Here is a 13,646-nt window from a genome sequence, read left to right as displayed (position 1 = left end):
AACCGCGCTAACCTGGGTATGGAAGTAATGCACGAGCGTAACGCTCACAACTTCCCCCTAGATTTGGCTGCTGGTGATTTTGCTCCTGTAGCTCTTACCGCTCCTGCTATCAACGGTTAATCATAATCTGAGATACGTTCTTCACGCTTATCTATAAGTCAAAGACGCTCTCCCGAAAGGGAGGGCGTTTTTGCATTTAGTTAATTGGTAGGTTAAGCATGGCATTGGACACTTTTTGAAGTGCCAAAATGACCGTTATAGTTGAGAACTTAGGAAATAATTATCAAAAAGTAAATTTTACGGGTAATAATTGCTAGCAGCGCAGATAATTGCCTCAAAGCTCAAGTATAAGGAGAAGCCAAAAATGATTTTACACCGTGGGCATAGGGTAGTAGCCGCTTTGTTGCTGTCAGTGGTACTACTGACAACAGCCTGTAGCCCAAAAGCACCTGGACGTTTTGACCAGGCACAAAAAGAAAGTACTCAACAAAAAAGTGGCCAAGGGGTGGCTAAGACAGCAACTCAGGGTAGCGAATTTAATAAACTTTTCCCTGATGCAGGTAATGGCTACCAGCGCGTCTATACCCAAGAGAAAAAGGGTTTTGCAGAAGCAAAGTTGAAAAAAGGCGGTAAAGATATAGCATTGCTGTCTATTTCTGATACCAGCAGTACACCTAGTGCAGCAGCAAAGTTCTCGAAAAGCACCAAAAAAATTGGTGGTTATCCCGCAATAGAAGTTGGTAAGACGCAAACTGCAATTTTGGTAGGTAAGTACCAAGTAAAAGCACTTTCTCGCGATTCGTCATTTACAGCTAGCGATCGCGCAGATTGGCTAGCGAAGTTTAATCTTAATCGTCTGGCTAACCTGAAATGATTTGTACTACGAACATTTAGATAACAAAACCTAAATAAGGAGATTTTTGTGAGTAAATCGATTGTTGAGTCGGTTGATCAATTACCAACCGGCGGCTTGACTGTTTCTCTGTTAAAGTCCCTCGATTTTGTTGCTCCTGGCGAGTGGAAAAATCCTGTCGGCTTTGTCAACACTATTAAGAGTGTTACTGGCGAAGACGACGAAGATTTAATTCAGCAAATTGGCGAAAGAGCGATTTATCTATTCAACGACAAATCTCAAGGATATCAAACAGCCTTGTGGTTATATCAAACCGTTGATGCTACAGATAGAGCGCTTGGTGCAGCAGCTTTAGCTAACAAAGTCGGCGAGAAAATTCCTCTGTTGGGTTTTTTAAACTCTGTCACTCCCAAACCCGATAAAGCTCAAACCATCGATCTGACATTAAAATTAGTGGCTGAGTTGGTAGCCTTCTGTCAAATTAACGGCATTCCTGGAGACAGTATTGGAGATTTTGTCGCCTCTTTAGGTGAGTATAGTGGTGAGTCACTGATCCGCATGGTGGCGTTAGTTTGTGTTGATGGTTTGATACCTTTGGGCCCAGATTTTATTAGCAAAGCGATATCTGGGCTTAATCAAACAAATCCACAGGAGTTAGAAAAAAACTCAACTTTCCAAAACATCAAAGATGTGATTCCAGGGGGCAATTCTGCTGGAAAACTCAACTTTATCGGCGAAAGCTTTGACTCAGTTAAAGGTTGGATGAGTGGGCTAGTTAGCGCCAATAATTTAACGCCACAAAAGGTTGTCCACAACTTGCAAAGTTTTGTTGATATTGCCGATGACAAGTTAGATTACCTTGCGGCGTTCCTGGATGTATCAACAAATTATTATGAACACACAGGTACGCAAACTTTGGCACATCGTTTGATTGAACGGGCGGTGGCTGAGATTTAGGTTGATGGGAGTGGGCATTGGTTATTCTCCCCCACTGCCCCATGTCCCAATCCCTATTGGGGTAAATGCAAATCTGCGGCGATCGCATATAAGTAAGGTTGAAAAATAGCCAAATTTTCCAGGTTCTCAAACTTACCTGTTTGCGTATTTGTGTCAAATGCAGTGGTAATTACGTAAAGTTTAGTGCCATCAAAGGCAACATGACCTATGTGTTGCTCTTGTACTCCACCTTGTTGCTTGAGTCCAGCGAACCCATAGCGGATTCCCTGAAGCTTACCTACGGGTACTGGTTGCGGTGGGTAGGCTGAAAAAACAATCTCTTTTCCATATTTACCCTGAAGGTCTTTCGCAAACGCCGCGTAGTGATCTGTAACCCAAGCCTTGAGTGCTGATAATACCTGGGTTTGGTATTTGGAACTTTGGTAGTCCACTTGAGAACCAGTTGGAATACCAGCCGCTACAAGTTTCTTTTGGAAATCCTCATTGTTTGCTAATGGGTAAACGTTAATCTCAACTGTACCCAAGCGTTTCCCTTTGGAGGAGACACACAACAGGGGTGCATTTCCCTCACAGGCAGCAACTTGCCAGTTAGTTGGAGCAGCAGCATTTCCCAGGATTTTCTGCCAGATATTTCCCTGATTAGGGTTGGGAAGTTTTACAACAGCAAGGGGTTTTACCGCTTTGGGTGGAGAAAATTGGGGGAAAACAAATTTTGCTGCCACTGGTATTGACACCAGCAAAATAGAACCTAGTAATAAATGATAAAGTCGTAACATTTTCTTTAAAATTCAGAGCCAAGGATTGCAGACTAACGATAAGCTAATGAGCATTTAAGTTGCATAACATCAGGGCTGAAGCCAACTGTCTTAAAAGCAAATTAAAAAATATTCATCCTCAAATGCCCCATTAGCTATGGTCAAACTCTCCTAAAATCCTTTCTGCTTCTTTACATAGCACCTCATGATATTCACCATTACTAGCCAGCAAACCTCCCCATTGATTGATATCACTGGTGTTATACTGCAACGGCGTGCCATCAAAGTGAGTAAATTTACCACCAGCTTCTGTTAAAATTAGTTCTGGGGCTGCTATATCCCAATCTTTGGGCGCAGACTTGCCGGAAAGGGAAATATAGATATCTGCCTGTTGCTCGACAATGGTGGCAATTTTACAGCCTACACTACCCACAGATTTCTGATTTTGACAGGGTAAGTTTTGTAGTAAGTGATCTAAGCGTTGATTGCGGTGAGAGCGACTAACCACTAAGGTTAAATCCTCAACTCGTTTGCCTGATGATACTTGTAAAGGAACAGATCGATCACGGGTTTCTACAAATGTACCTCCACCTTTGGTAGCGTAATATAACTTTTGAGCCTCTGGTACTGCCACCACTGCCAACACTGGGCGGGTTTGCTTAACTAAAGCAATGTGAACTGCATAGTCTCCAGTTTTTTTGATAAAGTCTCGTGTGCCATCCAAAGGGTCAATTATCCATACCCAAGGGGCAGAAGGCTGTGTACTACTTGGCGATTGATAGGTTTCTTCGCTGATGTAAGCAAAATCTTCGTTACCCAAAGTTGCTTGTAGCTTCTGCAAAATATATTGACTTACAGCTACATCGGCAACGGTGACAGGCTCATTCTGCTTATATTGTACTTCTAAGTTAGGGTCTTTTGCAGTGCCGTCATAATACGATCGCAGTATATCTGCTGCGCCCCAACCTATCTCACGAGCGATCGCTAATATTTCTTGTAAGTCTTTCATTAATTTGGCCTTCTATCATTTTATTAACCTGAGTACTCAGCCGATTAAATCCATCCAGCGCCGGGTGCCAAAAAATTTACAGGAATCAGCAGCAATATTAGCTGCCAGTACCAATGCATCAGTAAAGCTTTCCCTTAAAATGTAATGACAGAAAGCACCGTGGAAAATATCTCCAGCCCCTAATGTATCAACCGCTTGAATCTGCGGCACATCTACGATACCAGTTTTAGTACAACTCAAGTATTCAATTGGTTTTTGGCCGTGGCTAATGGCGATGTGAGGAATGTCAAATCTACTAAGATAGCTAAAAACGTCTTCTCCAGTCTGGCAGTTGGGGGGATAAAAATTAGCTGAACAGATGGCATAATCTACAAATGGCAGAATTTGCTCAAATCCAGGCTTCCAGCTACCGCCATCGATCGCTACTGGGATATTATTGGCTTTAGCTATTTGGGCTATGGCATAACTAACTGCCATCTGATGTCCATCAATTAGTACTATATCGACATTTTGCAAAATATCTGGCGGGATAGATGCGCTGCTGGCTTGAGTTTTGACAGCATTGATGGAAACCACAGCTCGTTCAGCTGTGGCTTGAGTAACAACGATCGAAGATACAGGCGGTACTAAATCAGTGGTAGGCTCAAGGTCTGCGATCGCAACTTTGTAATTTGCCAAATCACCTCGAATTAGCTGCGTCATTGCATGAGAACCTACCACACCCAAAACTGTAGCTTGATTACCTAAATGGCTAAAAGTCACAGCCGCGTTTGTAGCTGGCCCCCCTGCCGCTACAGTATAGTCAGTAGCGACAATCTTCTGATTATTCTTAGGGGCAGAGTCAGCAAGGTAAATCAAATCTAAGGTTACTAAACCTACAAATAACCCACTAGCCGATTTGGGATTTGGGATTTGGGATTTGGGATTATTCATTTATCATAATATGTTCGTATAAATGCATAAATTATTATTTTTAACTCCTAACTTTTAACTCTTGCTCATGCAAACCGATCCAAAACCAGGAACACTTTACGTTGTCGGCACACCAATTGGCAACCTCGAAGATATCACCTTTCGGGCAGTGCGAATTTTGCAAACTGTGGATATCATTGCTGCGGAAGACACCCGTCACACAGGGAAACTGCTACAGCATTTTCAAGTTAAAACACCCCAGGTAAGTTACCACGAACACAATCGTACCAGTCGCATCCCAGAATTATTAGAGCATTTAGTTAACAATAAAGCGATCGCTCTTGTCAGCGATGCTGGAATGCCAGGTATTTCCGATCCTGGATATGAACTGGTGAAAGCCTGTATTGAGGCGGGAATTCCTGTAGTTCCCATTCCTGGCGCTAGTGCAGCAATTACTGCTTTAAGTGCAGCTGGACTACCAACGGATCGGTTTGTCTTTGAAGGCTTTCTCCCGGCTAAAACTCAACAGAGACAAGAACATTTAGAGTCTCTGCAAACAGAATCTCGCACATTGATTTTCTATGAATCGCCCCACCGATTGCGAGATACTTTGCAAGACTTAGCAGAGGTTTGGGGAAGCGATCGCCAAATTGTGCTAGGACGGGAGTTAACTAAATTGTATGAGGAATTTTGGCGGGGGACAATTGCCGAAGCGATCGCTTACTACACCCAACGAGAACCCCAAGGTGAATATACATTAGTAGTAGCGGGAATTCCACTAAGTCAGCCCCAACTGACAGAAGAGGAATTGAAAGCCGAATTGAAACAGTTAATTAGTCAAGGAATATCGCGATCGCAAGCTAGCCGTCAGTTAGCAAAATTTACTTCCCTTCCCCGTCGCCAACTCTATCAATTAGCTCTTTCTATAGTCTTCAATCCTGAGTCTTGAAGGGCTAATATCGCTTTTTGGAAAATCCAAATTTCAGATATCTATTTACCTTCTGTAAATACTCAAATGTACAAAATGTTACTAATTTGAATATTCATCCTCAAAGATGACCTGGGAAATATTCAAATGATATCTAAAGATTTTTGATATTCGTTCTCTAGATAGATCAGAAATTTTGTAGGCAAACTTTAATATGAAATAGTCAAATGCAAACAAAGCAGATTCTCAAGGAAGGAGAAATTATATGATTAACATTATTGCTTGGCTGGTTTTGGGTTTAATTGCAGGTGCGTTAGCTAAGTTATTTTATCCTGGAACCCAAGGTGGCGGTATTCTCTCTACCATTGTATTAGGAATCCTTGGAGCCGTATTCGGGGGTTATTTGGGTCAAGCATTGCTAGGAAGTAGTTCGGCAGCCGCTGCATCTGTAGGAGCTTTATCTCTGGGAAGCATTTTATTTGCTGTTATTGGTGCGATGATACTGATTTTCCTTTGGGGTTTACTGACACGTCGAGCTGTGTAATTACCTCAAATTAGCTGATAGTCTTGGGAATCACTTCTAGCTGCAATAAACCGATAAAATGACATTAGAAAAAGAGCGAAGAACGATAGGAGTTTTCGCTGGGTATTCCGATGCACAATTGGTACTTCAGGAACTAAAATCTTCTAATTTTCCAATGCACAAAGTTTCTGTTATTGCACGGAATACAGAAAAACAAAGTGATATTGCTGGTGTTGAAATTAAAGAACACACTGGCAATACATCCTCAGAAGATGCTGCTGGAGCCGTTACTAGTGATGCTTTAGATAGTCTTACTGGCTTATTGGTCGGTCTAGTCGTCTTGGTAATTCCTGGTATAGGCCCAGTCATCTTAGCCGGGGCAGAAGTAACTGCGATCGCTACCACTTTAGCAGGTGGTTTGCCTGGTTTGTTGCTAAGTTTAGGAATTTCTGAAAAGCAAACACAGGGTTACAGCGATCTTGTCTGTAAAGGTTACTATTTGGTGATAGTAACCGGTATAGACATAGAAATTCGCCTTGCTAAGAGAATTTTTAATCGCCGTGATATTCAACAATGGGGAGTTTATCAGCCATACTCGACCCCAAATAGTCGCTATAAACACGCACTTGGTGTTTTTTATCGACGCCAAGAAGCAGAAAGAGCGCTTACTGAACTGAGAACTGCTGGCTTTCCGATGAGTCAAATATCAATAGTTGCTAAAAGTACAATTAACCTAAGCGATATTTCTGAGGTAAATATCAGCAGTTCCCAAGATAACTACACTAGCTTAGGAATTTCTGATGATCTAGCCAGATATTATGAGCATCATTTGACCCTTGGTCATTACTTATTAGTACTAAAAGGTACTGATATCTATGTAGCAGGTGCAAGAGCTATTTTAGAGAGTAACAAAATTCAACATTTTAGTATTTATAGCCAATCTGAACTTGATGAGGCTAGAAGCGATCGTCAGGTTACTACGAACTTCTAGTTAATATCAAGTTAATATCAAGAGGTTTTACGAGATCCCGTGATTGTGCATATTCCTGAAAATTTATAGGGCAAGTGTATTGCTTGTCCTATAAATCACCAGATGTTTCCATAAGTATATGTTGTCTTTTGAAACCTTAACTTTCCAGTAGAATGAATATTGCTGGCGATCGCTAAGGTTACAGTTAGTTGCTCTGTAGAGTGATATACAATGGCATAGATGTCATATCCAACTGCAAAAGCCACTATATTTAGCATTTATATAAATTGTGTTTTCATGAATTTAATTTTCCCTATCCGGCTGCTTAATTTTACTATCCAGCCTTTTTGTCAAGTCCAAAGTTATTTAACCATCACAATAGAACACTCATAAAGTTCTAATATTAAATTTATAATAGACCTCTTGCATAAATTAAAAATAATAACCCCGCCTCTGCCAAAGCTACGCTTTATCTCCCCTCTCCTTAGCAAGGGGAGGGGTGTTAGGAACTTTTGCAAGAGGTCTAATCTAAGAACAAGTCTTTAATTATCTACCACAAGATTCAATTACAAAATAAAGTAGTTGCTTGTTTTGAAATAAATTACCCGATCTAATGATTTATTGTTAATAAAATTGTCAAGAATATTAGGTAAAAAATAATATAGGAATCATATTTGATTTCTGAAAAAATCTCGGTAGTCTTGTAGTGGACTGTCATGGCTTTAATGTTGCAAAAAAATTGCTTTGTTGGGTGGAGGCTTTGCGTAACCCAACATCCTGATAATCAGTTGGGTTGCGCTCCGCTCCACCCAACCTACGTCTAATGCACTATTTTGCCTAGACAGTCCACAACGTGCATTTCAAAAATCAAATACTAGTCCTATATTTATATTATTACTTAAAATAACGCTACATTTATAAAGATATATTGATTTTGGATAGCCAAAATATAATCAAAATAGCCTCACAAACAGAAATAATTTGAATACCTGCCTGAAATAATGTTGAACCGTTTGAAGATTGGAACCAAGATTGGAGTAAGTTTTGCCTTGAGTTTGGCAACTCTGACCACCATTGGTCTAATCTCCTACCAAAGCACCAATGAGCTAATTGAAACTTCGCGCCAGGAAAGCCATACTTACCAGGTGTTAAGTCAGCTTGAAGACCTCAACTTGCAAATGACAAATGCTGAAACTGGGCAACGTGGTTACGTTCTGACTGGAGAACAGCGCTATTTAGAACCTTATAACGCTGCCATTCAAGTACTGGATCAAAAAGTTAAGGAACTTCAGAATTTAACAGCAGATAATCCTAAGCAGCAACAGCATCTGGATATTTTACAGCCATTAATCACTCAGAAGCTGGACGAACTTCGAGAAACTATCAATTTGCGCCAGAACCAAGGTTTTGAAGCTTCTCAGAAGATCGTTCTAACAGACCGGGGCAAGCAGCTAATGAGTGAAATCCGCAAAGTTATCCAGACGATGGAACATGAGGAGAATACACTGCTGAAACAGCGCTCTGAGAAGGCACAAGCAGCTGCTCGGCAAACACTCGCCAGCATTGTCTATAGTATTCCCTTCTTTTCTTTGCTCTTAGCTTTGATCGGATTCGCCCTGACTAGACATATCTCAGTACCTCTGAAGCAAGTTTCTGATTTGGCTCAAAAGGTGGCGGATGGGGATTTATCTGTGAGTTTACCAGATAGCGATCGCCAGGATGAAATTGGTGTGTTGACGCGCACCTTTAACCAGATGATCGTTAATCTCCGAAACACAACTCAAAAAAATGAGGAGCAAAACTGGCTAAAGTCTAATTTGGCTGAATTTACCCAGATGCTTCAAGGACAGCGCAATCTGGAAAGCGTGTCTCGAACGATATTGTCGAATTTAGCACCACTGGTTGGGGCATCACAGGGCGTTTTTTATGCGATGGAATCTATAGACGACCAGCCGATGCTGAAGTTGTTGAGTAGTTATGCTTACAAAGAGCGGAAAAACCTAGCAAATCAGTTTCGCTTAGGCGAGGGACTAGTGGGACAATCCGCTCTAGAAAAACAAAGAATCCTCCTCACGGAAGTTCCCAGTGACTATATTCGCATCAGTTCCGGCTTAGGAGAAGCACCACCGCTAAATATTATTGTCTTGCCCATATTATTTGAGACGCAGGTAAATGCCGTAATTGAACTTGCCTCTTTTGGATCTTTTAACCCGTTGCACCTAACATTTTTAGAGCAATTGAGTGAAAATCTGGGTGTATTTTTAAATAACATCGCCTCACAATTCCAAACCCAGCAACTACTTCAAGAGTCTGTTACTTTAACAGAAGAACTGCAAACCCAGCAAGAAGAACTACAGCAAAGCAATCAACGCCTGGAAGAACAAACGCAAGAATTAGAAGAATCACAATTTATTGTCAAGCAGTCTAACGAAGAATTACAACAACTAAATGAAGAGCTAGAAGAAAAGGCAGAATTGTTAGAAGTTCAAAATCAGGAAGTTGCCCGCAAGAATCAGGAAGTTGAGCGGGCTAGGCAGTCTTTTGAAGAAAAAGCTGAACAACTGGCGTTGTCTTCCAAATATAAGTCAGAATTTCTGGCGAATATGTCCCACGAACTGCGGACACCGTTAAATAGCCTATTAATTTTAGCAAGGCTGTTGGCAGATAACTCTCTTAACAACTTGACCGACAAACAGGTAGAGTACAGCCGGACTATTTACTCGGCGGGGAATGATTTGTTGGAATTGATCAATGACATTCTAGATTTGGCAAAAATTGAGTCGGGTACTATGTCGCTCGATATTGAGCAAATTGCTCTTGCAGATTTGGAGACATATCTAGAGCAGACTTTTCGGCAAGTTGCCCACAATAAAGAACTCAGTTTTACTATTGAACTGGATGAGAAGTTACCCCCGACAATTTATAACGACTCCAAACGTCTGCAACAAGTGCTGAAAAATCTCCTAGCTAACGCCTTTAAATTTACGGAACAGGGAGGCGTGAAGTTACAAATAGCCCAAGTTGATAATTCCATGATTGCTTTTGCCGTCAGCGACACGGGCATAGGCATTCTAGCCGAAAAGCAGAAGATTATTTTCGAGGCATTTCAGCAGGCAGATGGCACCACCAGCCGCAAGTACGGCGGGACTGGCTTGGGCTTGTCCATCAGCCGTGAATTAGCTCAACTGTTGGGAGGGAGAATTGAACTACTCAGCGAACCAGGACAGGGAAGCACCTTCACCCTTTACTTGCCCAGGCGACAGGAAAAGAATGGTCAAAATATCACCACACCAGCCCTTGAGCTAACCACCTCTATCCGCACAGCATCGACCATAAAAGAAGTGCCAATGGTGGAAAACAGACCCACAACTGTGAACATTTCTCCATCAGTGAAAGTACTTAGCCCTTCTGCCAACGAAATTCCAGACGACCGGGAAATAATTCAACCAGGCGATCGCATTTTGCTAATTATCGAGGATGACGATAAATTCGCCCGCATCTTACTAGATATGGCACGTCAGCAGGGTTTTAAAACCATCGTTGCTTTACAGAGCAAACAAGGCCTAGCACTAGCGCAACAGTTTAAACCCAATGCGATTATGCTAGATATCCACATGCCAGAGATGGATGGTTGGACGGTGCTGGATCGTCTGAAGCATAAGCCAGATACCAGACATATACCAGTACACATACTTTCTGTTGATGAAAGACAACAACGGGGATTAAACTTAGGAGCGATTACCTATCTACAAAAACCCGTTTCTCCAGAAGCGCTAACTCAGGTATTGACTGAGATTAAAGGCTTTATTGAGCGTCAGGTAAAAAATCTCCTAATTGTAGAAGATGACCCCGTACAAGCCCAAAGTATTATTGAACTGATTGGTAATAGTGATGTCCAGAGTACAGCAGTGGGTACGGGGGCAGAAGCCCTGTCGATTTTGCGATCGCATCACTTTGATTGTATGGTACTGGATCTCGGTCTGCCCGATATGAGCGGGTTTGCACTCATTGAGCAGATAAAACTTGAACCCAGGCTTTTGAAACTGCCGATAATTGTTTACACCGGCAAAGAACTCAGCCGACAAGAAGAAACCCAGTTGCGGGGACTAGCAGAGACAATTATTATTAAAAATGTGCGATCGCCAGAGCGGTTGTTAGACGAAACTGCCTTGTTTTTGCATCGGGTGCAAGCAAATTTGCCCACACCAAAGCGTCAAATGCTAGAACAACTACATCAAACTGATCCGGTGCTGGCTAATCGGAAAATTTTGATTGTAGATGATGACCTCCGAAATATTTTTGCCCTGACCAGCTTTTTAGAAAGCTATCAAATGCAAGTGCTGTTTGCCGAAAACGGTAGAGATGGCATAGAGAGGCTGCAAACTAATCCTGAGATTAATATAGTTTTGATGGATATCATGATGCCAGAAATGGATGGTTACGAAACCACCCGCGCCATCCGCCAGCTACAACAGTTTCGCTCACTACCAATCATTGCTTTAACTGCCAAAGCCATGCCAGGCGACAAGGAAAAATGCATCCAAGCTGGAGCCTCTGACTACATCACCAAACCTGTAGATACTGAGCAACTGCTTTCACTACTCCGGGTTTGGCTCTATCGATAAGGGAGTTCGAGGAACCTCTCCCTGCCTTAAACTTTAGTTCAAGTCTGTCCCTCTCCGACTCGGAGAGGAACGGTTTTACGTAGAAAAAGCAGGGAGAGGTCAATTCATGCCAATAACACCAAATGACAGTCTAGCGGAACATACTACTTACTGAAGTATCTTCATGAATCCGCCAGATAGTTTCTCCTAACAGATTAGCTACTGACAGCACCACTAGTTGGGGAAAGCGGTTGTTTTCTGGTATGGGAATCGTATTTGTGACAATGACTTCCTCAAACAAGCCACTGGATAACCGCTCCATCGCCGGTGGAGAGAACACCGCATGAGTTGCACAGGCGTATACCTGACGCGCTCCTTCTTCACGCAGTAATCGCGCCCCTTCCGCGATCGTGCCCCCAGTGTCGATCATGTCATCCACCAACACTGCTGTTTTGCCTTTAACATCGCCGATGACATTTAACACTTCAGCAACATTATGAGCCTGACGACGTTTGTCAATAATCGCCAGTGGAGCATCATTCAGTTTTTTTGCAAATGCTCTGGCTCGTGCTACACCACCAACATCGGGGGAAACAACCACAACGTCAGGCAGTTGTTTGCTTGCTAGATAATCTAGCAATACTGGTGAACCGTAAACATGATCAAAGGGTATATCGAAATAGCCTTGAATTTGAGCCGAGTGTAAATCCATTGCGAGAACGCGGTTGGCACCTGCTTCGGTGATCAAGTTAGCAACCAGCTTGGCGGTTATTGACTCTCGTCCTGCTGTTTTGCGATCGGCACGTGCATAACCATAGTAAGGAATTACTGCCGTTACCTGTCGCGCAGAAGCTCGACGACAGGCGTCAACCATAATCAATAATTCCATCAAATGATCGTTTACGGGTTGACAACATGGCTGGATTAAATAGACATCACAACCCCGAATCGATTCTTGGATTTGAACGTAAAGTTCTCCATCCGCAAATCTTTTGCGAATCATTGGCCCCAAGTCCATACCCAGATAACGAGCGACTTCTTGAGACAGTTGTAAATTGGCAGAGCCAGAAAACAGCCGCAGGCGATGATTATCGTTCAGTCCTGTTGCAGATGGTTGCACTTTGAAAGTTGCAGAACTGAGCACAGCAGATCCTCTATGTGCATTCATAGTAATATTATCATTAGAGATTTAATAGATTTAACCAAGAAATAGCCTAAAAAAACATCTGTGAGTTTTGTTGAAGCTTCCATACAAAATTTAAACATTTCTGCATAAAATTATTATTCGCTAATTATCTAGTCTTCTTGGCAAACAAGCTATTGATAGCTTAACTGACATCAAGTCCATCCACTAGGTCTATAGTTCAATTTTTTGAGGTTAAGGTAAATAACCCTAATCGCTTAAAAATTATTAGTGTGGCAGGTTTTTCTAACTACCTCATTTATAGCTGACAGTAAAGCATTTACAACTTGAGTGAGATTAAAGAGTTTCTTCTCACACAGTATAGCACCAATGACTAAGTAGTCAAATGGTAGCTTATTATTCTATAACTTACGCATTGAAAAGAACGACAATTGTACAACGTGGAATCTGATCGTGAGCATCCTGTCAAGTGTAAACGGCCAATTGGTGCTGAATTAGTTAGCATCCGTATTGTTACGGGGATGGCATTGATGCTGTTGAGTAGCGCTCTGATTTTTGGGTGGTTGCGATCGCCCCAGTTAGGTGCAGCGATAACTGCATAGGCCCTGTTGCAGATTGTCGGCGATCTGTGACTCAAATAGATGGTGATTTTGGATGTTGGAGCGATCGCGGAGGGAATAAATTTGGTAAATCGCTCAATGGCAGAATTTTCGGAACTTTGCGGATGAAAAATTTTAAAACTTTTTTGATGAAGTGACCCAAATTTGGGATCAAAGAAGCCTTCCAGAAAGCATCCATACACTAGCTCAAAGAAAAATGGACAAAATCAAGATTTGTGGTGCGAAAGGAATCATTCTTGATTTAGATAACACTATTATTTCTGAAGACGATCGCTACCTATTTTATTGTGCAGAAGATTGGCTTACACAAACCAAGTTAGCCGGATGACAATTTTTTATTTTCTCAAAGGATTGATTTAAAAAGAGATGAG

14 protein-coding genes and 1 pseudogene are annotated in these 13,646 nt (G+C 41.9%); 9 read left to right on the top strand and 6 right to left on the bottom strand.

The genetic code is table 11. From position 1 onward, the window contains the following. From V7K62_RS23055 to V7K62_RS23045, 3 genes and pseudogenes are all read left to right on the top strand, one after another. Window positions 1-120, top strand: a pseudogene (locus tag V7K62_RS23055) (photosystem II q(b) protein); the annotation flags it as partial. A gap of 244 nt (window positions 121-364) precedes the next feature. Further along, a complete protein-coding gene (locus V7K62_RS23050; protein WP_334868181.1) occupies window positions 365-874 on the top strand; it encodes a hypothetical protein in 510 nt (169 codons plus the stop codon). 48 nt (window positions 875-922) lie between these two features. Continuing rightward, entirely contained in the window at window positions 923-1,810 is an 888-nt protein-coding gene (locus tag V7K62_RS23045; RefSeq protein ID WP_334868180.1) for a hypothetical protein, read from the top strand. Window positions 1,811-1,863: 53 nt separating this feature from the next. On the opposite strand, the gene V7K62_RS23040 is transcribed toward V7K62_RS23045, so the two are convergent. The 3 genes from V7K62_RS23040 to V7K62_RS23030 form a co-directional block, all read right to left on the bottom strand. After that, on the bottom strand, window positions 1,864-2,586 hold the full coding sequence (locus V7K62_RS23040; protein ID WP_334868178.1) for a hypothetical protein: 723 nt from the start codon (window positions 2,584-2,586) through the stop codon (window positions 1,864-1,866). A 130-nt stretch (window positions 2,587-2,716) separates the two neighbouring features. Further along, window positions 2,717-3,574, bottom strand: coding sequence for a 3'(2'),5'-bisphosphate nucleotidase CysQ family protein (locus V7K62_RS23035; protein ID WP_334868176.1), 858 nt, complete (start codon window positions 3,572-3,574; stop codon window positions 2,717-2,719). 36 nt (window positions 3,575-3,610) lie between these two features. After that, window positions 3,611-4,507, bottom strand: coding sequence for a sugar kinase (locus tag V7K62_RS23030; protein ID WP_334868174.1), 897 nt, complete (start codon window positions 4,505-4,507; stop codon window positions 3,611-3,613). A gap of 67 nt (window positions 4,508-4,574) precedes the next feature. Between V7K62_RS23030 and rsmI the strand changes: the two genes are divergently transcribed. The 3 genes from rsmI to V7K62_RS23015 all read left to right on the top strand — a co-directional run bounded on the left by rsmI (window position 4,575) and on the right by V7K62_RS23015 (window position 6,928). After that, window positions 4,575-5,435, top strand: a complete 861-nt coding sequence (gene rsmI / locus V7K62_RS23025; RefSeq protein WP_334868172.1) for a 16S rRNA (cytidine(1402)-2'-O)-methyltransferase — start codon at window positions 4,575-4,577, stop codon at window positions 5,433-5,435. Between the two features lie 244 nt (window positions 5,436-5,679). Then, window positions 5,680-5,958 carry a GlsB/YeaQ/YmgE family stress response membrane protein gene (locus V7K62_RS23020; RefSeq protein ID WP_334868170.1) on the top strand — a complete coding sequence of 93 codons (279 nt, stop codon included), beginning with the start codon at window positions 5,680-5,682 and terminating at the stop codon, window positions 5,956-5,958. Between the two features lie 58 nt (window positions 5,959-6,016). Next, complete coding sequence (locus V7K62_RS23015) at window positions 6,017-6,928, top strand: hypothetical protein (RefSeq protein WP_334868168.1); 912 nt, start codon at window positions 6,017-6,019, stop codon at window positions 6,926-6,928. 95 nt (window positions 6,929-7,023) lie between these two features. Here V7K62_RS23015 and V7K62_RS23010 read toward each other — a convergent pair whose 3' ends face one another. Further along, entirely contained in the window at window positions 7,024-7,185 is a 162-nt protein-coding gene (locus V7K62_RS23010) for a hypothetical protein (RefSeq protein ID WP_334868166.1), read from the bottom strand. A 723-nt stretch (window positions 7,186-7,908) separates the two neighbouring features. Between V7K62_RS23010 and V7K62_RS23005 the strand changes: the two genes are divergently transcribed. Next, window positions 7,909-11,532, top strand: a complete 3,624-nt coding sequence (locus V7K62_RS23005; protein ID WP_334868164.1) for a response regulator — start codon at window positions 7,909-7,911, stop codon at window positions 11,530-11,532. A gap of 130 nt (window positions 11,533-11,662) precedes the next feature. On the opposite strand, the gene V7K62_RS23000 is transcribed toward V7K62_RS23005, so the two are convergent. Continuing rightward, a complete protein-coding gene (locus V7K62_RS23000; RefSeq protein WP_334868162.1) occupies window positions 11,663-12,679 on the bottom strand; it encodes a ribose-phosphate pyrophosphokinase in 1,017 nt (338 codons plus the stop codon). A 416-nt stretch (window positions 12,680-13,095) separates the two neighbouring features. Here V7K62_RS23000 and V7K62_RS22995 point away from each other — a divergent pair, with 416 nt between their 5' ends. Beyond that, window positions 13,096-13,257 carry a hypothetical protein gene (locus tag V7K62_RS22995; RefSeq protein ID WP_334868160.1) on the top strand — a complete coding sequence of 54 codons (162 nt, stop codon included), beginning with the start codon at window positions 13,096-13,098 and terminating at the stop codon, window positions 13,255-13,257. Between the two features lie 31 nt (window positions 13,258-13,288). On the opposite strand, the gene V7K62_RS22990 is transcribed toward V7K62_RS22995, so the two are convergent. Then, a complete protein-coding gene (locus tag V7K62_RS22990; RefSeq protein WP_334868158.1) occupies window positions 13,289-13,453 on the bottom strand; it encodes a hypothetical protein in 165 nt (54 codons plus the stop codon). 18 nt (window positions 13,454-13,471) lie between these two features. Between V7K62_RS22990 and V7K62_RS22985 the strand changes: the two genes are divergently transcribed. Continuing rightward, complete coding sequence (locus V7K62_RS22985; protein WP_334868156.1) at window positions 13,472-13,603, top strand: hypothetical protein; 132 nt, start codon at window positions 13,472-13,474, stop codon at window positions 13,601-13,603. Window positions 13,604-13,646 lie beyond the last annotated feature (43 nt).

It is taken from the genome of Nostoc sp., from assembly GCF_036917935.1.
In the GTDB taxonomy this organism is placed as follows: Bacteria; Cyanobacteriota; Cyanobacteriia; order Cyanobacteriales; family Nostocaceae; genus Nostoc.
This window is presented reverse-complemented; position numbering and strand designations above follow the sequence as displayed.